The organism is Rossellomorea oryzaecorticis (genome assembly GCF_038405515.1).
In the GTDB taxonomy this organism is placed as follows: Bacteria; Bacillota; Bacilli; order Bacillales; family Bacillaceae_B; genus Rossellomorea; species Rossellomorea oryzaecorticis_A.
The window spans coordinates 14,539-39,154 of sequence record NZ_JBBYAF010000031.1 but is presented as its reverse complement, the minus strand read 5'-3'; the positions used below and the strand labels follow the sequence as shown (position 1 = coordinate 39,154).

Annotated in this window: 28 protein-coding genes; 7 read left to right on the top strand and 21 right to left on the bottom strand. The window is 40.1% G+C overall.

Annotated elements, in window-relative coordinates; genetic code table 11:
* Positions 1-42 precede the first annotated feature (42 nt).
* Both AAEO50_RS15085 and AAEO50_RS15080 read left to right on the top strand, forming a co-directional pair.
* Positions 43-1,173: an amidohydrolase gene (locus tag AAEO50_RS15085; RefSeq protein ID WP_341985117.1), complete on the top strand. Its 1,131-nt coding sequence runs from the start codon at positions 43-45 to the stop codon at positions 1,171-1,173.
* 281 nt (positions 1,174-1,454) lie between these two features.
* Positions 1,455-2,009, top strand: a complete 555-nt coding sequence (locus AAEO50_RS15080) for a GNAT family N-acetyltransferase (protein ID WP_341985116.1) — start codon at positions 1,455-1,457, stop codon at positions 2,007-2,009.
* 162 nt (positions 2,010-2,171) lie between these two features.
* Here the strand turns inward: AAEO50_RS15080 and AAEO50_RS15075 are convergent, their stop codons facing one another.
* Both AAEO50_RS15075 and AAEO50_RS15070 read right to left on the bottom strand, forming a co-directional pair.
* Positions 2,172-2,321 carry a YflJ family protein gene (locus AAEO50_RS15075; protein ID WP_341985115.1) on the bottom strand — a complete coding sequence of 50 codons (150 nt, stop codon included), beginning with the start codon at positions 2,319-2,321 and terminating at the stop codon, positions 2,172-2,174.
* Between the two features lie 59 nt (positions 2,322-2,380).
* On the bottom strand, positions 2,381-3,451 hold the full coding sequence (locus AAEO50_RS15070; RefSeq protein ID WP_341985114.1) for an undecaprenyldiphospho-muramoylpentapeptide beta-N-acetylglucosaminyltransferase: 1,071 nt from the start codon (positions 3,449-3,451) through the stop codon (positions 2,381-2,383).
* 553 nt (positions 3,452-4,004) lie between these two features.
* On the opposite strand from AAEO50_RS15070, the gene AAEO50_RS15065 reads away from it, so the two are divergent.
* Positions 4,005-5,375 carry an MATE family efflux transporter gene (locus AAEO50_RS15065; RefSeq protein WP_341985113.1) on the top strand — a complete coding sequence of 457 codons (1,371 nt, stop codon included), beginning with the start codon at positions 4,005-4,007 and terminating at the stop codon, positions 5,373-5,375.
* A gap of 41 nt (positions 5,376-5,416) precedes the next feature.
* Here the strand turns inward: AAEO50_RS15065 and AAEO50_RS15060 are convergent, their stop codons facing one another.
* The 4 genes from AAEO50_RS15060 to AAEO50_RS15045 form a co-directional block, all read right to left on the bottom strand.
* Positions 5,417-6,193, bottom strand: coding sequence for an SDR family oxidoreductase (locus tag AAEO50_RS15060; protein ID WP_341985112.1), 777 nt, complete (start codon positions 6,191-6,193; stop codon positions 5,417-5,419).
* A gap of 447 nt (positions 6,194-6,640) precedes the next feature.
* The gene (locus tag AAEO50_RS15055) at positions 6,641-7,450 is read right to left on the bottom strand and encodes a CAP domain-containing protein (RefSeq protein ID WP_341985111.1); all 810 of its coding nucleotides are present in this window, start codon (positions 7,448-7,450) and stop codon (positions 6,641-6,643) included.
* A 307-nt stretch (positions 7,451-7,757) separates the two neighbouring features.
* Positions 7,758-8,117, bottom strand: a complete 360-nt coding sequence (locus AAEO50_RS15050; protein ID WP_341985110.1) for a hypothetical protein — start codon at positions 8,115-8,117, stop codon at positions 7,758-7,760.
* 97 nt (positions 8,118-8,214) lie between these two features.
* The gene (locus AAEO50_RS15045) at positions 8,215-8,493 is read right to left on the bottom strand and encodes a hypothetical protein (protein ID WP_341985109.1); all 279 of its coding nucleotides are present in this window, start codon (positions 8,491-8,493) and stop codon (positions 8,215-8,217) included.
* A 70-nt stretch (positions 8,494-8,563) separates the two neighbouring features.
* On the opposite strand from AAEO50_RS15045, the gene AAEO50_RS15040 reads away from it, so the two are divergent.
* Positions 8,564-8,809, top strand: coding sequence for a DNA alkylation repair protein (locus AAEO50_RS15040; protein ID WP_341985108.1), 246 nt, complete (start codon positions 8,564-8,566; stop codon positions 8,807-8,809).
* 136 nt (positions 8,810-8,945) lie between these two features.
* Here the strand turns inward: AAEO50_RS15040 and AAEO50_RS15035 are convergent, their stop codons facing one another.
* Positions 8,946-9,863, bottom strand: a complete 918-nt coding sequence (locus tag AAEO50_RS15035; RefSeq protein WP_341985107.1) for a CobW family GTP-binding protein — start codon at positions 9,861-9,863, stop codon at positions 8,946-8,948.
* 232 nt (positions 9,864-10,095) lie between these two features.
* On the opposite strand from AAEO50_RS15035, the gene AAEO50_RS15030 reads away from it, so the two are divergent.
* Positions 10,096-10,803 (top strand): ATP-binding protein, encoded by a 708-nt coding sequence (locus AAEO50_RS15030; RefSeq protein ID WP_341985106.1) that lies wholly within the window; start codon positions 10,096-10,098, stop codon positions 10,801-10,803.
* 25 nt (positions 10,804-10,828) lie between these two features.
* Here AAEO50_RS15030 and AAEO50_RS15025 read toward each other — a convergent pair whose 3' ends face one another.
* The 10 genes from AAEO50_RS15025 to deoD form a co-directional block, all read right to left on the bottom strand.
* Positions 10,829-11,764 carry an LCP family protein gene (locus tag AAEO50_RS15025; RefSeq protein WP_341985105.1) on the bottom strand — a complete coding sequence of 312 codons (936 nt, stop codon included), beginning with the start codon at positions 11,762-11,764 and terminating at the stop codon, positions 10,829-10,831.
* Between the two features lie 124 nt (positions 11,765-11,888).
* Positions 11,889-13,367 carry a S41 family peptidase gene (locus tag AAEO50_RS15020; protein ID WP_341985104.1) on the bottom strand — a complete coding sequence of 493 codons (1,479 nt, stop codon included), beginning with the start codon at positions 13,365-13,367 and terminating at the stop codon, positions 11,889-11,891.
* Positions 13,368-13,458: 91 nt separating this feature from the next.
* On the bottom strand, positions 13,459-14,046 hold the full coding sequence (locus tag AAEO50_RS15015) for a YitT family protein (RefSeq protein WP_341985103.1): 588 nt from the start codon (positions 14,044-14,046) through the stop codon (positions 13,459-13,461).
* Between the two features lie 95 nt (positions 14,047-14,141).
* Entirely contained in the window at positions 14,142-15,233 is a 1,092-nt protein-coding gene (locus AAEO50_RS15010; protein WP_341985102.1) for an endospore germination permease, read from the bottom strand.
* Positions 15,223-16,347 (bottom strand): endospore germination permease, encoded by a 1,125-nt coding sequence (locus AAEO50_RS15005; RefSeq protein ID WP_341985101.1) that lies wholly within the window; start codon positions 16,345-16,347, stop codon positions 15,223-15,225. The genes AAEO50_RS15010 and AAEO50_RS15005 overlap by 11 nt, the downstream gene beginning before the upstream one ends.
* A 16-nt stretch (positions 16,348-16,363) precedes the next feature.
* Positions 16,364-16,591: a hypothetical protein gene (locus tag AAEO50_RS15000; RefSeq protein WP_341985100.1), complete on the bottom strand. Its 228-nt coding sequence runs from the start codon at positions 16,589-16,591 to the stop codon at positions 16,364-16,366.
* Between the two features lie 2 nt (positions 16,592-16,593).
* The gene (locus tag AAEO50_RS14995; protein ID WP_341985099.1) at positions 16,594-17,796 is read right to left on the bottom strand and encodes a Ger(x)C family spore germination protein; all 1,203 of its coding nucleotides are present in this window, start codon (positions 17,794-17,796) and stop codon (positions 16,594-16,596) included.
* 19 nt (positions 17,797-17,815) lie between these two features.
* The gene (locus tag AAEO50_RS14990) at positions 17,816-19,402 is read right to left on the bottom strand and encodes a spore germination protein (protein ID WP_341985098.1); all 1,587 of its coding nucleotides are present in this window, start codon (positions 19,400-19,402) and stop codon (positions 17,816-17,818) included.
* 189 nt (positions 19,403-19,591) lie between these two features.
* The gene (locus AAEO50_RS14985) at positions 19,592-20,452 is read right to left on the bottom strand and encodes a M15 family metallopeptidase (RefSeq protein WP_341985097.1); all 861 of its coding nucleotides are present in this window, start codon (positions 20,450-20,452) and stop codon (positions 19,592-19,594) included.
* A 155-nt stretch (positions 20,453-20,607) separates the two neighbouring features.
* Positions 20,608-21,312 carry a purine-nucleoside phosphorylase gene (gene deoD / locus AAEO50_RS14980; protein WP_341985096.1) on the bottom strand — a complete coding sequence of 235 codons (705 nt, stop codon included), beginning with the start codon at positions 21,310-21,312 and terminating at the stop codon, positions 20,608-20,610.
* A gap of 130 nt (positions 21,313-21,442) precedes the next feature.
* Here deoD and AAEO50_RS14975 point away from each other — a divergent pair, with 130 nt between their 5' ends.
* Together AAEO50_RS14975 and AAEO50_RS14970 are read left to right on the top strand one after the other, a co-directional pair.
* Entirely contained in the window at positions 21,443-21,565 is a 123-nt protein-coding gene (locus AAEO50_RS14975; protein WP_303049510.1) for a hypothetical protein, read from the top strand.
* A gap of 19 nt (positions 21,566-21,584) precedes the next feature.
* Entirely contained in the window at positions 21,585-21,728 is a 144-nt protein-coding gene (locus AAEO50_RS14970) for a hypothetical protein (RefSeq protein ID WP_341985095.1), read from the top strand.
* Between the two features lie 55 nt (positions 21,729-21,783).
* Here the strand turns inward: AAEO50_RS14970 and AAEO50_RS14965 are convergent, their stop codons facing one another.
* The 4 genes from AAEO50_RS14965 to AAEO50_RS14950 all read right to left on the bottom strand — a co-directional run bounded on the left by AAEO50_RS14965 (position 21,784) and on the right by AAEO50_RS14950 (position 24,410).
* Positions 21,784-22,104: a YodL domain-containing protein gene (locus AAEO50_RS14965; RefSeq protein ID WP_341985134.1), complete on the bottom strand. Its 321-nt coding sequence runs from the start codon at positions 22,102-22,104 to the stop codon at positions 21,784-21,786.
* A 92-nt stretch (positions 22,105-22,196) separates the two neighbouring features.
* Positions 22,197-22,967, bottom strand: coding sequence for a sporulation protein (locus AAEO50_RS14960; protein ID WP_341985094.1), 771 nt, complete (start codon positions 22,965-22,967; stop codon positions 22,197-22,199).
* A 334-nt stretch (positions 22,968-23,301) separates the two neighbouring features.
* Positions 23,302-23,478 (bottom strand): YozD family protein, encoded by a 177-nt coding sequence (locus AAEO50_RS14955; protein WP_334218773.1) that lies wholly within the window; start codon positions 23,476-23,478, stop codon positions 23,302-23,304.
* Positions 23,479-23,753: 275 nt separating this feature from the next.
* Positions 23,754-24,410 carry a hypothetical protein gene (locus AAEO50_RS14950; protein WP_341985092.1) on the bottom strand — a complete coding sequence of 219 codons (657 nt, stop codon included), beginning with the start codon at positions 24,408-24,410 and terminating at the stop codon, positions 23,754-23,756.
* Positions 24,411-24,616 lie beyond the last annotated feature (206 nt).

Sequence of the window (24,616 nt, the reverse complement as noted above, 5' to 3'; positions counted from 1 at the left end):
AAATAGGAGTAATATACCAAGGGACAAATGAAAGGATTTAATATGAATTCGATACTTTTAACAAATGCAGCCATCTATCCGGTCACTTCACCCCCCATCCCAAACGGTTCCGTTTTTATTTCAGACGGGAAAATCAAGCAAATTTATCAACACAACGTCGATGTCCCACCCAACATTCGCGTGATTGATTGCCGTGGAATGTATCTTTTCCCTGGATTAATCGATTCTCATACTCACTTGGGATTATACGATGAAGGGACAGGCTGGGCAGGCAATGATGCGAATGAAACAATTGAACCAATGACCCCCCATATCCGTGCCTTCGACGGGGTTTACCCGCTTGATCCAGGTTTTCAGGACGCGCTTAAATACGGGGTTACCGCAGTAAATGTAATGCCGGGAAGTGCAAACGTGATTGGAGGGACAACTTCCGTCATAAAAACACATGGATCGTCCATTCGCTCCATGCTGATTAAAGAAACCTCGGGGTTAAAACTCGCCTTGGGAGAAAACCCAAAGCGGATTCACAGCAATGGAAATAATGACTCGATTACAAGAATGGGTATCATGGGAATGCTTCGGGAAGCATTCTTCTCAGCCAAATACTGTGACCAGCCTGAAGAATTAAGAATCGCACCATTGGTTTCAGCTTTGAAGAGGGAAATCCCAGTAAGGATTCATGCTCACCGGGCAGATGATATCCTTTCAGCCATCCGCTTTGCAGAAGAGTTCAATTTGGATTTGCGAATCGAGCACTGTACAGAAGGGCATCTTATTGCCAATGAATTGAAAGGGAAAAATTTGAAGGTATCCGTGGGACCGACATTTACACGCCGCTCCAAAGTAGAACTGAAAAACAAAAGCTGGATTACGTATCAAAAATTGACCGATGCCGGTGTAGAGGTATCGATTACAACTGATCATCCATACACGCCGATTCAATACCTGAACATGTGTGCAGCGATTGCTGTCCGGGAAGGTTTGGACGAACAGAAAGCATTGGAAGGAATCACGATTTCCCCTGCTATAAACCTTGGTGTGGATAATCGAATCGGCTCTCTTGAAGCTGGCAAGGACGCGGATTTGGTGGTGTGGAGCCACCATCCTTTCCACTTCATGGCAAAGCCCGTTTTCACTATGGTGAATGGAGAAATCGCATATCAGAATTTGTAGAAATTTGATAAAAATTTTTAGCGAAATTAATCTTTTTTCCTATTCCCTTTTTTAATAAATTCATATATGATACAGAAGGATATATAATTCCGATTACATTGTTCTGAACACGATCTATTTATAATAGAGCGATTGTAATGGAGGGAAGGCAAAAGGTGCGCCACCAGTTTCTTGACTGGTCTTAGTGGGTTCGATTCCCACCCCGAAATTTTTTAGTTAACTTTTAAAAATTTCGAGGGTGGGATCGTACGCAAGTAGACTGCCCTCAAGGAGGGTCTACTATGATCAAGAAACGTGATTTACATGAGTGTCATACTCTTTATGACCTGATGGTGCACCCGGATGTCTTCCCTTTTGTGCGTCAAAAAGCTAATTCTTATGAAGAGTTTCTCTTTTTAACAAAGCAAACGATGGAGTCAGAAGAACGGGGCGAACTGATCTCCCGTACCATCATTGATGAGTGGGGCAGCGCCATCGGTACCATCAATCTATTTGATATCCAGGAAAGCGCCGGATTTCTTGGCACCTGGATCGGCAAACCTTTTCATGGCAAAGGGTATAACAAGCCTGCTAAAGATGCATTTTTCCATGAACTTTTTTATGAATTAGGAATGGAAACCATCTTTATGCGAATTCGTAAAGTCAACACACGTTCACTTAAAGCAGCGGAAAAATTGCCTTATGTCGTATGTGCTAATGAAACGAGAAAAGCACTTTATGACCAGTTGAATGCAGCAGAAGAAGTATATGATCTTTATGAGATCCCTAAAGATTTGTATACTCTTCACTTGTATCAGACTTCCGAAGAACAGGAAGATCAGGCTATGGAAGCTTAATATAGATTTAAATGAGATAAGCCTATCAATCGACTGTCATTATCGGCAGTCGATTTTCCATTCATCGGTGTTATGAATCCAATACGCTTTCGAAAAAGAATTCAAGACCAACAAAATGCCTGCTTCTATGTTCACTCAGAAACATAGAAGCAGGCACTTTCATTATTTCATTTTCTCCAGTTTTTCAAAGTAAAGATTTCTTACAACAAAGGTTTTGTAGCTTTCAAGCTTACGTTTATCTACAGGATGATAATTGATGCCCATCTTTTTAAGCTCTTTTATATACCATCCCTTAGAGTATTGATAACTCATACCATCCTCTCCCCTTCACCACTTTATATACTATATGCGTGAAAGGGGGTATTAAGATATTATTTTGACATGTCTGCAAGTTCCTGATACATATCCTTTATCGTGTATGCCTTTTGACCACTTTTCATGCTTGAAAGAATCGACTCTTGACTTTCTTTCAGTTTATTGATTTTATTCATAAAGCTTTCATTCGTCAACTCTTCTTCTTCAAGTTTCACCGCATACCCATGTCCTACAAATGAGTTGGCATTTAAGATCTGATCACCCCTGCTTGCCTCTCTCGAAAGCGGGATGAGAAGCATTGGCTTCTTCAATGCCAAAAATTCAAAAATGGAATTCGAACCAGCACGTGAAATAACATAATCGGTCATTGCTAAGTAATGAGGAAGATCCGCTTTAATAAATTCATATTGCTTATATCCTTTTTGTGAATATTGCTCCTCAATATTGCCTTTACCGCAAATATGGATGATTTGAAATTGTGTAAGAAGATCAGCAAGGTTCCCTCTTACCGCTTCGTTGATTTTTCTTGCACCTAAACTGCCGCCCATGATCATAAGGACCGGCTTCTCTTCATAAAACCCTGAAAGTCTTTTTCCTTCTGCAGTATCACCTTTGAATAACTCCTCACGAATGATTGCACCTGCACATAAAGATTTATCCTGGGGAAGGGACTTGACTGTTTCAGGAAAGGTGGTAAATATCTTTGTAGCAAATGGAACTGCTAATTTATTGGCCAGCCCTGGTGTGACATCAGACTCATGGATGGCAACAGGCACTTTCGCCATTTTCGCAGCCATCACTACAGGCACAGACACAAATCCGCCTTTGGAAAAAATGATATCCGGCTTTGTTTTACGGATAACGGATAAGGCATCCATTACTCCTTTCATCACTCTGAAAGGATCAGTGAAATTCTTCCAAGAGAAATAACGGCGCAGCTTACCGCTCGATATACTTTCGTAAGGGATGTGAGGGAATTGATCCGTTATGATTTCTTTCTCTATCCCTTTTTCCGACCCTATGTAAGTCACTTTCCAGCCTTCTTTTTCAAAATGAGGGATCAATGCTGTGTTCACCGTAACGTGTCCGGCAGATCCGCCGCCTGTAAATAAAATATGTTTGTTCATGTATATGTACTCCTATCTCTCGTCATTATCGGTACCAATATAAACTATCCATATACACTTTATCAAAAATGTGCATGAGATAGAACAATGAATTGTTCTTTCCACCTATTCCCCTATTAAATCGTCTTTACACCAGGAAATTTTACGTTACTTACTTTCTAATTATTATGGTACAGTATGGTAGTGTATTTAAAGATATCTCGTCCGTTCATAATAATGTTTGCACCATGCTATCACCGCTGTTGATTTTCGTGCAAGACTTCGCTTTCCGCGGGTGACCCGTGAGCCTCCGGGGTCTCACTTGTCTAGCTGCAGGGCTTAGAGGCACATGTCATAAGCCAAACCGACCAAGAAGGCAAAATGCGCCTCCCAGGCCGATTCGTCTTATGCCACCCGCCTCTGAGCAAAGCCCTTCCGCTTTTCTAATTGGCCACTTTTCCCGCAGGAGTCTTCGTTTTGCACTCCAATCAACAGCTAGAACCTGTTAAGAACAACAATTAGTTTAACAGAGTTTAATAATAAATTGAACGTAACGTAATAAGGAGACAGACCTATGAAACAAACATATAGTATTAAAGAAAAGCTGGGACAGCTTTCGATCATTTTAGTTCCTATACTGGTCACTCAACTTGGCATGTTTGCCATGAATTTCTTTGATACGATCATGTCGGGCCAATTCTCACCAACTGATCTTGCAGGAGTTGCGATCGGGTCTTCGCTGTGGGTACCGGTCTTTACTGGTCTAAGCGGCATTCTTCTTGCCGTGACCCCGATCGTCGCCCATCTAATCGGTGGCGGGAAAAAGAAAGAAGTGCCCCATACCGTTTTTCAGGGAGTGTATGCCGCCATCTTTCTGTCAATGATCGTCATCTTCATTGGCATAATCGTACTTGATCCCATCCTAAATGGCATGAAACTTGAGGAGGAAGTGCACCGGGTGGCAAAAGAGTATTTGATTGCTTTATCAATAGGGATGATCCCCTTGTTCATCTATAATGTTTTGCGTTCTTTTATTGATGCCTTGGGTTTAACAAGAGTGACAATGTTCATCACATTATTATCCCTCCCGATAAATGTTTTTTTCAATTATATTTTTATTTTTGGCAAGCTGGGGGTCCCAGCTCTCGGTGGTGTGGGGGCAGGCTACGCTTCTGCCATTTCATATTGGGCCATCATGGGCATTGCATTCTGGGTGATTCATACGAAAAGTCCATTTCAGGAATTCACTATCTTTAAAACGATGCAGAAGCCACGTATCCGTAAATGGAAAGAAATCTTTAAGATCGGTGTACCCATCGGCTTATCCATCTTTTTCGAAGTGAGTATCTTTTCAGCCGTTACATTGCTGATGAGTGGATACAAAACTGCGGTCATCGCAGCTCATCAGGCAGCGCTCAATTTTGCATCTTTCTTATATATGATTCCTTTAAGCATTTCAATGGCACTGACGATTGTCGTAGGTTTCGAAGTAGGAGCGAAAAGGCTTAAAGATGCAAAAGTTTACAGCTGGATGGGCGTGAGCATCGCTCTAATTTTGGCCGTACTATATGGGATAATCTTATACCTTTTCCGGAATGAAATTGCATATCTTTATACGGATGATTTATATGTGCTTGAACTAATTGGCCATTTCCTATTGTATGCGGTATTCTTTCAACTATCCGATGCAATCCAGGCTCCTGTCCAGGGAGCCCTCAGAGGATATAAAGATGTGAATATCACCTTTGTCATGGCGCTGATTTCTTATTGGGTGATCGGACTTCCATTAGGCTATCTATTGGCAAATTTTACGGAATTCGGTCCATATGGCTACTGGCTCGGTCTTACTTCAGGACTGACAGCAGGCGCTCTTACTCTTTCAGGAAGACTGCTTCATATTCAAAAGAAATACAGAAAAGAATATATGAAAGAAATGAAAGCATGACAAAAAAGATTCGCTCTAACCTGAGCGAATCTTTTTTCGTATCATTTGTGAAATATTTTCCCCAGGACATCCTTGCCTCCTGTAATCGGTATGACTGCTCCTGTAATAAAGTCCGATTCTTCCCGGCAGAGAAATTCGATGACTCTTGCCAAGTCTTCACCAGTACCGGGACGCCCTACAGGAGTTGAATGGTCGCAGCTGCTTTGAGCATAATGAATTTCATTTTCCTTCCATTCTCCAACGATATCACCGGGACAGACCATGTTGGCAGTGATACCATTTTCCGCTTCCTCGATGGCAATCGATTTCGTAAATGAAGCAAGCCCAGCTTTTGCAGCTGCAAAAGCGGAACGGTATATCCAACCAGGAGAGGTTTCCACGCGGTCATATCCAAAAGTGATAATTCTCCCCCACTTCTTTTCCCTCATATTTGGAATCATTAAACGTGTTAGATAAAATACACTGTTCAGGTTACCGTTTACTATGTAATTCCATTCTTCAGGTGAATATTTATCGAATGTTTTTCTTTCTTTGACATAGGGTCCCGCATTGTGGATTAAAATATCAATCCCATCACAATTCCCTCTTATTTCGGCCGCCATACTTTCACAGTCATCAGGAATTGAAATGTCCCCCTTGACTGCATAAACTTCATTCCGGTACTCTTTACGCAATTGCTGAACGAAATGTTGGGCACGTCTTTCATCACTTCTATAGTTAATGAATACTTTATATCCGTTCTTCGAAAATTCAATCGCTGTGCGGCTGCCTATTCCTTTCGTGCCGCCAGTTATCAGAACTGATTTGTCTTTGTTCACCAAAATCCACTCCAGAAAATCTTTATATATCCATACTATGAATCATTTCAGTGAATTGCAAATATAAGCTGTATGTTTATTGAAGTTGACAAGAAACGGTTAATACACCGCTATTGATTTCCGTGCAAGACTTCGCTTTCCGCGGGCGGTTGGTGAGCCTCCTCGTCGCGATGCTCCTGCGGGGTCTCACCTAACACGCTTCTCCCGCAGGAGTCTTCGTCTTGCACTCCAATCAATAGCTGGAACAAATTAAGAACAGCAGCCACGCTTTCACTAGAAAATTTTAAAATCACGGACATATTGGTATTCTAAATAAAATATCAAGAAATATTCTTAGTTTTTCCTTAGATTCAAACACTTCTGCCCCAGCCTCTTATTCTAAGGCTCTTTCTCTTCATAAGAAAAAGCAGCCCCTTTTGCAGAGACTGCTCGATTTCTAATCATATCTTATTTTGAAATGAATTGTTGTGTCCAATAGTGACCATCTTCTACATAACCAACACCGATGTGAGTGTAGTTAGAGCTTAAGATGTTCTTACGGTGACCGTCACTGTTCATCCAAGCTTGTACGACTTCTTCTGGAGTAGGCTGACCCATTGCGATGTTTTCACCTGCTGCAGAATATTCAACTCCGAATTGCTTCATCATATCAAATGGTGAACCGTATGTCGGGCTGTCATGAGAGAAGTAGTTATTTGCCTGCATGTCACGTGATTTTTCTTTTGCAACTTTACTTAACTCGGCATCCACTTCAAGAGCCGGCAATCCTTGTTTAGCACGCTCTTGGTTTGTAAGCTCAACGACTTTTTGTTCATATTGGCTTAAATCACCAGTCTCAGCTGCAGGCTTTGCTTGCTGCTCTTGAGCTTGAGGCTGTGCTTGTTTTTCCTGTGCCTGAGGCTGTGCCGGAGCAGGTGCTTCTGCTTTAGGTGCCTCTTGTTGAGGTGCAGGAGCAGGTGTTTCAGCTTTTGGCGCTTCTTGTTCAGGAGCAGGAGTCTCAGCTTTTGGTGCTTCCTGAGGTTGGGGTGCTTGGCCTTTCAATAATTCTTGTAAATTGATATTCTGACCATTCACTCCATAGTTTGATAGAATATCCTGAATATATTTATTTAAATCTTCATGATTACCATTTAATTGAAGAGTTTGAACCTTTGTTTTTACTTGGTCTGGACTTGCAGCGTCAGCACTGCCTGCTGCGAGTGGTGATGCCAGTAATGTTAATGCTGTTGCTGCTGATAACATTTTTTTCTTGTTCATAAAGATGAATTCCTCCTTAGTGAATGTGTTGTTTCTTGCTGCACATTCATCATAACACCCTTTTTTTGTTACATTTACGGGAGGAAATGGTAACTGACCAAGAATTGTTCAGTTTTGAAAAACAATTTATCTAGCAAGCTTGCAATCTCAGATAAATGAAGGACTCGCACGTTTAACTTACATTTCCGTCAAAAGAATATTTTGACTCAAGACACTAAAATTTACCGTTAAAGGGTTCTTGACACTCTTTAAAAGGTAGTCTTTTTGTAACGGATATTACAAAACGGTATCATAATTAAGGGGTATTTCATCCCATGGAAAAGCTTTCTTTGCATGGTTCATCTCTTACCACACTTATATAACCCACCACATTGAATCCTAAACCTTTTAACTGCCTTATGCCTACATTGCACTCCACTGTAGAACTGCCTATCACAACTATACGACCTTTAGGGATTTCATGGGAATAGCGTTTCAAGTAACCACATGGAATGGCCAGGGATTGAACGCAGTTTGATTTATATGAGTCCTGGTAATCCCGGACATCCACAACAATATGAGATTCATCCAATTCCTTGTCACTTAACTTTCTGACACGAACCGGTGCGTATCGATAATACATCATATATGAAAGTACACTAAAAGTGATTAACGTTAAAATCAGCACACTGTATCACCCTTTTCAATAATCTACGTAGTATTATATACCTTCATGGGTATAAAGAAAAGGGAAAAGTCTCACACCAAAAATTTCGGACTATTTACTAATTTTCTTTCAATTGCTCAAGCAGATCGATATGTATCCGTATCAATTCAATTTTACATTGAGAAGTTAAGTCGGACTCCGCAATACGCTTTGTGGCTGACACATATTTGTGGTGGATTGGCTTTCTGGCACGCGGATGACTGTTTTCGTCCAACAGATCACGCTTTATGGCTTCCTTTAGAATTTCTTCCTCAGACTTATTTTCAGCATGCAAAACTCTGTTTTTCCAAATAGTCCGATATTTCTCAAGGAGAAATTGATAAGTATTGGCACCCATAGTGATACTCCTTTACATAATTTTCATTCAGCCCGAACAAACTAGTAAAAAACAAAGAAAGGTGATTGTTATGACTACACCCTATCGTTGTCCTAATTGCAGAACGAATCGAACCAGGTTTAACATCATCCAACAAGTACCGCAGAGTGTGAAAATGGATCCTCAGTCAGGACAAGTCGTCCAGCAGTATGAGGAAGGGAATCTAGATCCCTTTCATCTCGCCTATAATGGTCCCGAGCTTAAAGTACAATGCGCTGCATGCGGACTGGTAGAAGATGAAATGACTTTCAAAAAGTTCGGGGAAAGTACTCGATAACAGTAAAAGGGTTGACCATTTAATGGTCAGCCCTCCTTTATGACTGCAGGGTATGCGAATAAGTTATACGCTTAAAATCACCTGGATCAACTCATGTGAGAATTAAACAATACTCCATCCTTTGATCCCCGCTCTTTTATGAATGGTCGATTTCTTCAAGCGATTGTATAATATCTGTTTTATGTATCCCTTCTCCGATTATGACAAAGTTAGTCTTATATTTCATATCAGCCGGCATGAATAGCGGCATTCCATAAGAATATTGAAACATTGTCGGATACTTTTTGCCTCTGAGCGGGATGTACCCTTTCATTCTGTAAATCGTTTCGGGCTGTTGTCTAACCCATTCTTCGAACTCTTCACCTTCAACCTCGCCGGTGAACGTATATACCACTGCTTGAAGAGAAAGGTGCTGGCCAATTGATGCCTTGTCGTATTCATCTATTTCTCTTATTGGTCCTGCTGAGAAAATATCTTCCATCGATACTTTCGAATAATTCGTTAAATACACTTTAGCATCTGGGTTCAGCTGTTGTAATTCATAAACGAACATACCCTGTTCCATTTCATTCATCAGATCCATTTTATTCGCGATGATAAATTGAGCATGCTTGATTTGTTCTCTCATCAAATGCAATACTGACGGACTATAGTGTGAGCGTTCGTTCCATTGCTTTCCATCCACTACAGTTATGATTCCTTTGAATTCAAATTTATCTGCAAACAACGGGGAAAGGATCGAATCCACTACTTCTACAGGGTGGGCAGCCCCAGTTGTTTCAATGATGAGTACATCAAATTGTTCGTTAACGAGGAGCTCTTGTAACTGGGACTCCAGTTTTTCTGAAATCGTACAGCAGATACAGCCGTCAAGCAGTTCCCTCAGGGCAGTATCTTCTTCCACTGCATCACTGTCAATCGACACGCTGCCCAGTTCATTCATCAAAACTGCAGGTTTCTTATTTTCGTTTTTTAATGCCTGTAATACTTCCTTTAATAATGTGGTTTTACCACTTCCAAGAAAACCGGATAAAATAAAGACTTCTTTCTTCATCTGTTTTTTTCCTCTCTTTACTTCAATCTTCGTCTCTTCATTCTATATAAAATCCAAAGTAAATACAATGACATACAAACCTTCATTGATTGTTCTAAGGCTGGACCGGAACGTTATATAATAGTAGAAACCTGTTGTCGGATGGTATTCAAGCAAAAGCAGCGGCGACGAAGTTAAATGAGTAGATTTCACAAATGAGGGGCGGGGATTTCCTTTGTTTTATGAAAATATTGTGCCATTGAAACTACGTGATTTTCTAAAAAATCCTTCGCATGAAACACTAAAGGAATTATTATTACATAATACAGGGGAAACCGATTACGTCGATTTCAAATCAGATTGGATCGAAGTTTCCAAGCTCGCCAAACATGTACTTGCCATTTCCAATTCAGGCGGAGGCTGTATCATTATCGGTGTTATGCAAAACGACGATGGGACTGTTGATTTAAAAGGATTATCTGATGAAGAATTCTTGGATAAAGCTGATGTTGATAATAAACTTCAGCATCTCCTCCCTAAGTATTTACGTTATAGAACTGAGGATTTTATCTTCACGGAAAATATCCATCCCCTTTTAAGCATGAAAACATTTCAAGTGCTGATTATCGATTATGATCCCAGATATGTTCCCTATACCTCTATTGTGACAAGAGGAGAGCTTCGATATGGAGCCATTTATGTCAGACAAGGGACTAAAACAATCGAAGCGACAAATGAAAAGCTGGTAGATGTGATCTTGAGGAAAGTTCAATCAGGCGGGTCCGACAGTGATGAACGGACTCTTCAGGAACACCTGGAACACCTGAAAATACTTCAATATGAATATGATCATTCCGAAGACGATAAATACAAAAAGTATTTATATCATTTGATACTAAGGAAGATGAAGCGCATTGAAAACTATCTGGACCTGGACACATCAGAGTTTTTCCCTACTTAATCTTTGTTCTAAACAACTGCTTACGTTAATGTATAAACTCTTTTAGTGCATTGAGGTTTGTATGTTCATCCATTTCCAACACCTCACCTGAACCTGGTTTTGTGACACTTTGATAACTTCCTTCAACAGGTATTCGCATTGTTTCAACCGTATCGATTGGGTGAAACATGAAAGATAGGCCGTGTTTCATTACCTGATCAATCGAGAAAGTTGTTTCGACGTTCCTAAAACTTTCACGCATCAGTTGAATTGCTGTTGACATCCCTTTACCTGATTTTATTTGTTCCATGATATTTTTTTCAGCTAAAGCGATGATTTCCTGCTGCCTGTCCACCCTGCCGAAATCACTCGTTATGTCACCCCTAAAACGGACATACTGCAAGATTTCTTCTCCCTTGAGCAATTGCTTTCCAGGCTCTTTAGTCCATTTCCAATGATTGATCATCCCTTCGGAGATTGTGACCTGGACACCTTCAGGAAAAATAATTCCCATCATATTAATAAAGTCTTGAAAGTTAAGGTTCACGGTATGATTTATCTCAAGGCCGAAATTTTTGTGCAACGTTTTCTTTACTAGTTCATTGCTCCCCCAGGAATAGGCATGATTTATTTTACTTTTCCCGAAACCTGGAATATCCACGTATGTGTCCCTCATGATGGAGATGAGTTTTAACTTGGTCTGATCGGGTTTATACTGGGCAATCATTAATACGTCTGCTCTTTCTGCTTCATTCTTCCGCTGATCTGAACCAATTATAAGTACATTGATGGGCTTGTCTTTTTCTTTATTACCTAACGGAAAGATGGAATCGGTTCTTTCTTGGCTCCCATCTGTGCTTTTCACCTCTGTAGCTTCAGTCATCTCTGTCATTTCCGAAGGTGTGGAGGGGTTATTCTTCAATGCATATATTGAGAAGGTTATGACCAATATCAACGGAATTGCTGTCCATTTTCTAAACATCAACTATCACCTCAAACTTTATTATCATTGTTGGTCATATGGATTTCTTATATACAAGTAAGTAAAAGGGAAATCAAAAAGATCCCAGGGATGCATCCCTGGGATCTTTTGATTCATTCACCTATTATTTTAGTACCTCAACAGCTTTTTTGAATTGAGGGTCGTTTTCTTTTAGTTTTTGACGGAGCTGATCCATTAATTTTACTGTTGTTTCGCCTTTTAGTATGCCTGTAGCTTCAAACTTATTCTTTTCCTGGAATTGCTTTACGGCACTCTTGGTATCTTCATCGTAGTATCCGTCCACATTTCCAGGATTCAACTCCAGAGCATTCAACATCTGTTCTGCAGTCTTCACAGCATCAGACATATCACTTTCCTTTAACTCTTTGTCTGGGTTGATGTAAGGAAGCTGAGCGTAGTCAGGCATCTTCACTTCATAATCCGGGGTAATTCCTTTTTCATGAATCCAATTTCCATTTGGTGTCAGCCATTTGGCAGTTGTAAACTTCATATTGGAACCATCTTCAAACTCCTCAGCAGTCTGGACAGTCCCTTTTCCAAAGGTTTTCGTTCCAACCAGCGGGATATTATTAGATTCGCTTACAGCAGCGGCTAAAATTTCAGATGCACTTGCACTGCCTTCATCGACTAGAATAGCTGTTGGTACATTCACCTTTTGGCCGCCTTCAGACACATACTTCTCCACTTTTCCATTATGGTCTTCAACCTGGAAGAGTACTTCCCCTTCAGGTACAAAAAGGTTGGAAATCTTGATTGCCTGGTCCAGAAGCCCTCCCGGGTTCTGTCTTAAGTCCAGGACGAGTTTTTTCATGCCCTTATCCTGCATCTCATTTATAGCATTAACCAATTCTTTATACGTATTTTCGGAGAAACTTGTAATCTGGATTTCAGCGACTCCGTTATCCTTCATTTCAGCATAAACCGTTTCAATCGGAATCTCATCTCTAGTGATCGTAACTTCCGTTGTTTTCTCTTGACCTGGTCGCTGAATCGTCAGGGTAACCTTTGTTCCTTTCTCACCGCGAATCAAAAGAACTGCGTCCGTTACCGACATACCTTGTATACTTTCCCCATCCACTTTCAGGATTTTATCGTTTGGCTGTAAACCTGCTTTTTCAGCAGGAGATCCCTTGATAGGGGAAACAATCGAGATATATCCATCTTTCTCTTGAATCTCGGCACCGATTCCTTCAAACGATGAAGAAATACTTTCCTGAAATTTCTTGGCTTCATCTTGATTCATATAATCTGAGTAAGGGTCTCCCACGCTCTCAAGCAAACCATTGATCGCTCCATTGACCAGTTTTTCCTCATCAAGATCTTTATAATATTTTTCATTTAGTTTATCGTATGCTTCATAAAGTTTATTGAATTCTGATCGCTCGGTGACGCCGACATTCACTGCTTTCTCATCCCCAAAAGCCAAGGCGAAGGTCGTAATTCCAGCGGTAGCAAATACAAGAAAAAAGAGGAGCATCACAAATTTGAATTTTTTTATTTTCAGATAACTTGATTGATTTTCTTCTTCGGTCACTGATTGTTCTGTTGATTTATCCTGTTCCAAGGCTTCCACCACTTTCATTGCTATGTATCTAAAGAATTTTCGTTAAGAATATCATGAATATCCACTATGGGCAATCAGATAACTACTTTATTCTATCAGCTTTTACCACTTAGCGAAAGGAATATCCATCACTACCCTTATGATGCGTCAAAACCGTCGTAAAAAATCCTATAGTACTGATTGCAAACAATGAATATAAAAAAGATTCCATTCCGATAATGGGCCAGCCGACCAGCAAAACCATGCTGTCAATCGCGAAAATCAACTTGCCCGCATTTAAGCCGAAGCCTTTACTGATCAACTGTGCGAGCAAATCGGTACCTCCTGTCGCTGAATCACTTCTCAGCATCAGGCCGATCCCCACTCCAACCAATGTGCCGCCAACTAGTGCGCTGAATAAAGGTGGAAGATTGTAAAAATCATACCATTGAATAAAAAAGTCGATCATGAAAGATGACAGCCACAACCCGTGAATACTGTTATAAAAGAGGTTTCGATCTTTGAAAAAGGCGATCACATACAGGGGGATGCTCAACAGGATGATTGTAAGTCCGGGCTTGAACCCGAACCAGTAATGAAAGATCAATCCGATACCGATCATGCCTCCATCAAGAAAATGATACGGAACAAAATACAGATTGATCCCGATACCTATCAGAATACTTCCTATCACCAGAATAATAAATCGCTTGAACATCGATCTTCCCCCAATAAGAACATTTAGGACAGCCTCTACTATTATTGTTTATGAGGGGAGGTGATGAAAAAGTCTTACTATTTTAACCAGAGGACTCATCTCATCTTCTTTCTTCTGAGCCTTTCAACCAAAAGAGTCAATATTGGAAATCCGATTCCGAATATTATTTTATAGGATACCGATATTTTGATAAATTCAGCAAAGAAAGCATTGCTTGGATAGACAATGTTCCCTAAAAACCACAAAACAATTCCGAGGGGGACGGCAATTATATGAACATTTTTAATCGAAAAAATATAACAGATAGCTTCACAGCTTACGTAATACGTAATAAGCAGTTTAACAAACAAGCTGATTATCCATATGGCTGCTATAATTACCTCCACTCTCTGCATAAAATCGGCTATATTAATTTGTTTTGCCAATAGAAATGTAGGATAGTCATACATGGCAGCGACCTCGTCCCCCAACACGCCAATAACCAGGAAAGTCAATACTACTAATGATCCGCCTCCTAATAACGAACCTTTAAACATCGCCTTGGTTACATTTACTTTAGTATTAACATAAGGAATGATAAAGAGAAATACAATAAATTCTAAAAATGGCAAAGAAACAAATGGCAGCGAAAAGTGCAGGATGTTCTTGATACCCGCTTCACCGACTGGTTCAAAATGGGGGAGTTCAATATCAGGGATTAATAATAAAACAAACAGTATAAACAATATTATAAAGGTAGGATAAACAGTTTCCGCCAATCGTGAGATTACTTCCAGCCCCTGCTTCACCCCATAAACTATCGGGAGAAGAAAAAGCAGATGAATATATTCTTTCGGGGTTTCAATCATGATTGATTGTGTAACGAAATCTCCCATATTACTAAGGACTTGTGCACTAAGGAAAAAGAAATATAGAAAGTAAAGAATATTTACGAATTTCCCTATCCATGTCGTGAATACCTGTTCATTTGCTTCATAGATAGTTTTGTTTATGAAGACCTTCGACATTTTTATGTACAGTAATATGATTAAGATACCAAGCGTCAAGCCGATGAGACCTGAAATCCAGCCATCATTCTTTGCCTGAAGTAAAGCAGGAGGAATTAACAAAATGGAGCTGCCGCACGTAAACATGATGACAAGGATCTGAAGTTGTCTTGATGAAATGAATTGTTTCTCAGCTTGCATTTCCTTCAGCCCCTTTCCTTGCAGGCTTTTTTTTCTTTAAAATGATCATCATAAGCGTACACAAAGGAATGACTAATCCAAATAGCAGAGAATATGAGAGGATTACCTCCGTGACAAACATTGAAAAAAATGCAGTATTGGGATAGATGTAGACTGAAAAATACAACACACTTACCCCCACCGGATAAAGGAGGATCTTTTTATTTTGCATGCCGAATACTTCACTCAGACCAGTAATTGAAGCATAAAAGCAGATGGCCACCTTAAAGAAAAGACTGATGATCCAAACGGCTGCAGCTACCACTTCCACCCTCTGTAAAAAGTCACCAATATTTATCTTCTTTGCAAGTACGTAAGTCGGGAATTGCATCAGGGAAGAAAACGAATACCCCAGTACGATAAGGATCAGGAATGTCATGAATACCAGAATTAAGCCGCCGACTAAACCTCCTATAAAAAAGGACTTTCCTACTTCCTTTTTCTCATTTATATGCGGGGCGATCATCATAAGGATGAACAATTCCAGATATGGAACAGTCAATATCGAAAAAGAACCATTCAATACAGGCTTTATCCCTTCCCCCAGTACAGGCTCTATGTTTCTTAGCTGCCCTTCCGGAATCAAGAAAAGGATCAAAAATGTCAACAATATCAGAAAGGTGGGAAACATCACTTGTGCAGACCTTCCAATCACTTCAAGACCTTTTGAAACCCCGTAAAGGATCGGTACCAGAAATAATAAATGAATATACATCTTAGGTGTTTCGATCATGATTTGAGTCGTCATAAAATCTCCCATATTACTAACCACTTCACATGTTAAAAAGAAAATGAAGAAAGAATAGAAGAAAGAAACCGCCTTTCCCAAGACCTTTCCGTATGCTTTCTCGAAAATCGAGAACAGCGACTCATCAGGGTAAGCTTTAATCATGCTGATATACATCAGCATGACTCCAGCCCCAAAAGCCACCCCTATGAGCCCAGATATCCATCCATCATGCTGACTCGCCTGGATCAAACCCGGTGGTACTAAGAGAATGGAACTGCCAATGGAAAAGAATAAGACTAAAAGTCTGAACTGTTGAGGCGATATCTTTTCAATATTACGATCCATATTATCTCTCCTAGTCCTATTTAAACAAGCTGTTTATCCATTGTGTCATCGGTTTGAATAGAAAGATGACAGCATTCAATGGATTGGGGATCTCCAAGCCAAGCGCATCAGCAGCAAAAAGGGCAATGCCGAACGCAAGAAAGCCTGAATAGACGATCAATTCTTTCCGGCTTTTCTTTAATTCCCTGAAATCAATGAAAAACATCAGTATCGATATACCGAGGATGATGAGTAAGTTAACCAAGATCAGCCCCCCTTTTCACTAAGCGATTGCCCCAGTGAACCTGTATTTCTTACCTTTGCAGATACCTTTATATCGTATTGGATCTCAGGAAACAAATCTGCCCATCTATCTTTGTTTTTCCGCCAATATGCAGGCTCCTTTCGATGAACGACACTTCCGAAGCCAAGAGTATCTGATTGGAATTCTTCTTGAGACACCTGTATCGTTTCCTTGATCTCAGATTTAATCTTCTTTGTTAAATCCTTTTCAATTTCTTTTAAAATCTTTAAATCAGAAGGATCCAATTTACATTCTACATCCACAATGTTACCTTCTGCCTCCACATCAATTGTCAATTTCGGAACACCCTTGATAAGTTTGGCATCCATGCTGGCATTTGACCGAATGATTTCAACGGTAAGCTTTCCTTCTTTATTCATCGGGCATGACAACACCTCGGCAGTACTTTTCATCCTCCCCTGGGAGTAGTTATACCCCTTACTTTGATCTTCGTTAAACCATCCAATTATTTTGCTTTCTTTAAATACAGCCAGATCTTCAAGCATTAAGTAGGATTTGGGATTTGAAGTTTCAGTAGATGGTACCATGGAGCCTTCTTCAGGATCCCCTTTCACCCTGACACCTGAAATGACCAGCTCTTTACCTTTGGTTTTCAAATCTTCAAGGACTTCGTCAAATTCATATACCGTAGCAGTTCCGAGATTTTCGTTAGAGGCTGCCAGCATGGACTTTAATGACAAGGCAGGTATAGGTTCCAGAAATGTGAGAGTCGTCAAGATTTCCTTAGCGTTATTTTCTTTGGAAACCAGGACATAAAAGTCCGTCCTGAAATCATGATCCCTTATCAAAGGATCTAAAAACTTGGAAATATCCTCTTTCACCAGCTTTTCTTGAAGGACCAATAGCTGTACATGTGCAAAATAGGTTTTCCTCGGGGATTTCTTTGTTAATTTCCTCCAGGCTGAAAATAGAGTTTGCCCTTCTGCGGAAATGGTACGAACCGTGGATCCGACCGCTCCCTTTTTAGTGGCTTCTGAAGAAACTGTAGGGTTGATCAACTGGACTGTAAATCTAAAGCCATCGTCCGTTTTATCCAGCCCAATGGCTAAGGCGATGACCAATTCACTAAGCTCCCGCCTATTCCAACAACCTGACACAAGACTTAAGACTAATAATAGGATAATGGAAACTTTGAGTATCTTCATTTTTCACCTCGCTGGATTCCTATTCTTCAGGAGACTTTTTTACTGATTGCTGTCTTGTCAAATTTGTCTGATTGATGAGCCTAGGCCTCGTCTGCAACCATTTTAAAGGCAAATGAAAGATGGAGTCCCTTTGGTCTGTAGAATTATAAGGAGCTATCGGAAACATATAGGGAACTCCGAAAGACCGCAGGCTGCATAAATGAATGACAAGCATGAATAAGCCAACCGTCACCCCGAATAATCCAAACGTTGCAGCCAATACCATAAACGCAAATCGAAGACCACGAACTGCAATGGCAAGGTTGTATGCAGGAAAGACGAAAGTCGAAATAGCGGTTATAGCTACAACTATGACCATGGCTGGAGTGACAAACCCTGCTTCAACAGCTGCCTGTCCAATGACTAGAGCCCCAACGATAGAAATCGCCTGACCAACTGCCTTTGGCATGCGGATGCCCGCCTCCCTGAGAATTTCAAATGTAATTTCCATAATCAATGCTTCTACAAAGGCTGGAAACGGTACCCCTTCACGTTGTGCCGCCAACGTAATCATCAAAGGTGTAGGAATTAATTCCTGATGATACGTTTTTATGGCAATGAATAAGGATGGACTCAATAATGCGAAGAAAAAGGCAACATAGCGCAGCATCCTCATAAGACCAAAATCGGAACGCTGATAGTAATCCTCAGCTGCCTGGAAAAATTGCGGGAACACAACCGGAACCAATAACACAAATGGAGTTCCGTCCACTAATATCGCAATCCTGCCTTCAAGTAAACCGGCAGCAATGACATCAGGCCGTTCTGAATTAAATATAGTAGGAAAAGGAGAAAGCGTGCTGTCCTGTACAAGTTCTTCGATATATGCACTTTCCAGAATTCCATCGATATCGATTTTTTTTATTCTACTTCTCACTTCATTCAGGATTTCATCATTTGCAATTCCTTTTATATACATAATGCTTACATCAGTCTGTGTATATCTCCCGACCAAGTTGCATTCAAGCCTTAAATCCACACTCCTGATCTTTCTTCTGACAAGACTTGTATTCGTCCTGATATCTTCCGTAAATCCTTCCTGCGGGCCCCGAACCACACTTTGCGTTTTCGGCTCGGTTACATCTCTTTTATTTGGATCTTTGGTCTTGGCTATGACTGCACGAGTATAGCCATCTACTAGAATGACTGAATCTCCCGAGAGAATTGCAGAAAACACTTCACTATAATGTTCACAATAACCGATATCCCCGACCGTCATGATTGAGTCGCCCATTGTTGCAATAAAGTGACTTCCATGCTCTTCTTCCATATACTTTTCAGACCATTCCATCACTGACTTAATAACACTTTCCTGTATTTGCAGAGCACCAGATAACCCATCAATATAGACAATAACCATTTTGAGTTGGGGATGGGGCTGGATGTGCCTGATGATCACATCTCCACTATCACCCAGTTTACTCCGTAAATAAGTGACATTCCTCTCAAGATCCCGATTGATGAATTCATTTTTCTCATCGCTTATATAATCATCGACTGCAATCGGCTCTTCCCTTTTATACTTAGGGTTTTTTTTCTTCTTTGGTATGATTTTGATTGGAGACATTCCTTTATCCCCCCTTAGCCTGGTCTTTAGTATAATGTCTGCAGTTTACTTCCAAATATTCACTCCTTCTTTTAAGTTTACATAATTAAATTATAATAAATTGAAAGTATACCTTAGAATCAAGAATACACTTAACATGCTCAAATAAAAAAAAGCAGGAAGCTCAAATATGCTTCCTGCCTTCTATCATTAGATTTTTTTTACATTCTGGAAATATTCTTCCAAGGTCCAGTCATTTTCGTAAATAACTTTGGCGGCTTCAGGTCCAACGTATCTGAAGTGCCAAGGCTCATATTGATACTTGGTAATATCCACTTTATCCTCAGGATATCTGAGGATAAAACCATATTTATAAGCATTTTCAGCAAGCCATTTTCCTTCTTTTGTTTGACCGAATTCAATATTGACCTGAAAGTCATTGCTCTTACTTGAAATGTCGATTGCAAGCCCTGACTGATGTTCACTTTGTCCTGGAGGTGCAACTGCCATGACGGCTTTTTCTTTGCCAAACTGTTCAATTTCACGATTTAAGAGCATTTCTTGATATTCGTATGAGCGGTAACCTGAGATAGCTGTGAGAAAGATCTGCTGTGACTTTGCTGCATCAAACATCTGCTCCAATGCCCTTGCAGCTTCTTCACGGATATAGGCTTTCTCAATTTCCTGATTCCCGAATACGAAAGGAACCTTCGGACGTACCAAGTCTTCCGGTTTATACTCACCAAGCGCAAATTCTTTATTCACCAGCGCAAGGATATTGGCAGGATTCTGGATCACCTGCTTGCCATCCACAGCCTTCACCTGATTAAAGAATTTCGATTCCAATTGAAGTTCGGGAGGCACAGATTCTTCTGGGGGAACTTGTTCGTTGGTGTCTTCCTCTGGTGGAACCTCTGGGGATTCAGATACACTTGGACCGTTATTTTCTTCCTTGCTCTCTGTCTCTTCCGTTTGTTTTTTACCTAGTAAATTCTCGGACCATTCTTGTGCTTGCTGACACCCTGATAAAACAATAAGGGAGCCCGCAATAACCAGGATGACCTTTTTCATACTTTCACCTAGTTTCTCTATAATGTTACACAGTTCATATTAACACGAAACCTGCATCGTGTAATCAGGATAATCCTACTGTATGCTGTATTAAACGATAATAAAACTGCTTACTGGGTCAGCAAGCAGTTTAAAGTAAGCGTTATCTTTATTATTTATTCTTTGATAGCTGCTTCGAGAGCTACTTCAATCATCTCATTGAAAGTCGTCTGACGCTCCTCAGCTGTAGTCTCCTCACCAGTGAGAATGTGGTCGCTGACTGTCAGAACTGAAAGAGCATTTCGTCCATATTTTGAAGCTAATGTGTAGAGCGCGGAAGTTTCCATTTCGATTGCAAGTATTCCATATTGAGCCCATTTTTCATGTTCAGCATTATCGTTATAGAACATATCTGCTGTGAATACATTTCCGACTTTCAAGCTGAGACCTTTTTCGACTCCACTGTCATATGCACGTTTCAATAAATCGAAGTTAGCTGTAGGAGCATAATCAATCCCGTTAAAAGTCAAACGGTTCATTTGTGAATCAGTTGATGAAGTCATCGCAAGGATTACATCACGTACTTTGACATCTTTCTGGATTGCACCACATGTTCCTACGCGTATCAAATTCTGGACATTATAGCTTTGCATCAATTCATTAATGTAGATTGAAATGGATGGTACACCCATCCCCGTCCCCTGAACACTGATTCTTTTTCCTTTATATGTTCCCGTGTATCCAAACATATTACGAACTTCGTTATAGCATACAGGGTTCTCTAAAAATGTCTCAGCTATATATTTTGCTCTTAACGGATCTCCAGGAAGTAATACCGTTTCTGCAATTTCATTTTCTTTCGCATTGATATGTACGCTCATCTTAAAATCCTCCTAATAAAAACTGTTGAAGTACCATTGTAATCCTTTTTGTAAGCATATGCAACGATACACAAGTTCACGGATAGGAAGTCATCAACTGGTAAAACTATAGATAGAAGGAGGTATGGTCATGACGAAGGAAAAAATGAGCAAAAAACTTCAGCAGGCAGTCCAGCATGCAAATGAAACAAACCCTTCTACCCGTTCCAGAACTCAACCTAACTCTTCAAGAACCGAAAGGCTGAAATCTTAATTTTGCGAGGAGGATCATTTTGGGTAAAAAACACAGAAACAGAATCAATTCGCCAAAGAAAAATAATCATATTCCAAAAGAAGCAATCGAAGCAGAACACAATGCCCATGCTAAAGAAAATTCAACTGTAAATAGAAAAAACGGTCCCGGACACCACATTTAATCAATATTAAAAGGAAAGATTCCCTGCGTACGCGGAGTCTTTCCTATTTTAGGGTTTAATGCAGAAGGATACGATTTACCCTTTTCCAACCATTCGGCTGTAATCGATAGTAGAAATGGCCCCTTCTTCCTTCATCAATAAAAATAATATCCCGGGTGGCAATATAACGGCCTTTATAATCATCTGGCATAAGGTCCGGAACATTAAACATCCTGAATGTTTCATAAAGTGCCTCATCATGGTTATTCGCTTCTATCGAAATTCGATACACCTTCTGGTAGCCCTTTTCTTCACCATATTTGGGAGTCTGAAACACGGTAATATCATATTTGGACCTCAGCATCCTTGGACGTTTGATTTTTTCAAGTAAAAGCATGAGCACCCCTCCGGTTATAGTTGTACTCATAGTATTAAACAAAGGCTTTGTCGAATCCTTCATCAAAAAATAGGAACCTTTGTCGAAAAGAATCAAGCGAACCTGCTGATGGTTTCTTTCAGCTTAGATGATAAATTCGGCAGATCGGATGAACGGACTGTTATTCTCACCATGGATTCATCCATTTCAAGTGCTTCCGCCAAAAATCCTCCAAGCCCCCTCGCTCTTCGATCCACTTCAATCAGTAAATCTGTCTGATCTTCCGATTGATTAAGGAACATCAATTCGATTTCATCCAATGAGCGTTGATACTGGCCATTCACAGGAACAAATTCGAACTCCTGTATGAATGGATAGCGTCCTCTGAAACGTCGCGGAGCCTGTTCACACTCAACTTTGCGTATTCTAAAGCCCAGTTCTTGAACAGATTGGAGAATCGCATTGATTAAACTATTCGGAAGTATTTCAATATAATCTTTGTCCTTTGGATCTACAGAATTTTTAATATCCAGGCCGGTTGCCACCCATACTCTCGTATTGCCATACGTAATTGGCGTTTCAAAAGGCAGAGTGAAGGAAAATGGAATTTCTTTCTTTTCATTTTCTCCGATAGTGAATGGTTCTGATATTTGAACTTTTTGAATAGGGGCATAATCGGTATATTTCTTATCATCCGATTCACGTATATAAGTCGTATACAAAGTTAAATAAATCGAATCGATCGTCTGGGATGTACTCCCCCCTGTTATTTCCACCACACCTTTTGCTGTTTCACCAGCTTGATAACTTGATTTTTCCAATTTCGTATCGACAGTTGCTGCACCAATCCCTACTGATGCAAAAATTTTGTTAAAAAATGACATTCTAATTCCTCCGCTTCTCCTATTTTTTTATGGATATCTTATTTTCATCATATCTTCAAAGCATTTTCAAAAGGATTCATTCTTGAGCAGCTTTTGAATCATCACCTTGGTTTTCGGGTGCCTAGTTCTATAGATTCTTTTTCTGAATAGGTTTTTCCTTCTTCAAAGATTAAATCTTCAAACGTGCGGCCATACATCTTCGCCTAAAATAACTTTCTGGCACTACCACTATATACGATTTGATGTCTTCCTTGGTTTCAAAAATTAGAAATAAACAAAAAGGTCCGTCACTCAGCACTTTATTATGTGCTGAGTGACGGACCTTACGTTTGATTTATACGTCCTCTTCCCATTCTTCGTCGATGATGCACTTGGCAATCAGATACTCGAAGGTTATGTCCGCTAGTTCTTCCAACTCATCTTCAGAAGGTACATAGCCTCTTTGCACAAGTTCTTTCATGAAGAAATCGGCAATTTCTTCAGTGTCGATAAAGACTTCTATCTCCCGCATTTGATCGCCCCCTTTGATTCTCAATTTATGACACCGGCAGCTTAGTTATGCCAGTAGAAAAAAGTTTTCATAAGAGATTTAGGACAAGCATACACTTTACCATTAAGATTAGAGGAGCGATTGTATGTTGACGTTTATTAAAAAAGGCCAATCCACACTTAAAGATTTAGAAAATGGGGAAGGGAAAATTGCAGCCTGTATGCAATGGGTTCTTCGTGCAATATTAATTTCCTTCTTATTGATAAGTGTTCCGCTATTTTTGTATATTATGTGGATTATTCCTTCTCTTTGACGGCAGAGTGAGAATTCGCATGATTTTTTAATTGTTCGAGTACATGCTCCATCTTCTTTTTATATGTGTTATCTTGAAAGAAAAGATAAAGAGCTTTATAGTCATTATAGTAATCAAGCAGTTGGTCTACCCAGCTTGTTTTATGTGAGGGGGACTTAAGGAGTTTGGTCTTTGCATCTTTTTTTTGCGGAAACACAAAGCCGTACTTTTTTATAAACGCGTCTGCCTGCTCTTCATCGGCTACGAGAGTGATTTCATCTTCGTCTGCCTCCAGCCATTCCCCGTCAGTGATCCTCATTAATTCGTATATGACATCTTCCCATGCATCGTCTTTATATCGCCAGATTTCCGTCCTGAACCCGACTACTTTGAATAAGTCCTCTTCATACCCTTTGACAATGACCAGATCACCAAAAAGAAATTTATATTCTATATCGATTTGTTCTTGTTCAAAAATATATCCGTCATATGATTCGAGCAGTTCAAGTGCCTTTTCTTTAAATAATCCTTCACTTTCGTTTACTTCATATAGGAACTCGCCATCCAGTTTCTTAATATTCGTGATTTTTCCAACTGTCCCGTATATGGTAACGACCACTGTTTCCCCTACCCTGAATCTAGGCTCTTTTCGATTCTTCATTCTCCCCTCACCCTTAATCGCCTTTTTTATATAATATGCAAAAAACGCTATAACGGGATACAAGAATTCGGTTTCTCCGCGCTCCTTTGAAATCTATACTCATACCTATCAGAAAAGCGGAGGCGGCTCGCCCAGAGGCGACAAGCATAAGACAGGGCAGCCATAAACGCGGTTTTTGCCTTTATGGATGGCATGGCTTATGTCTC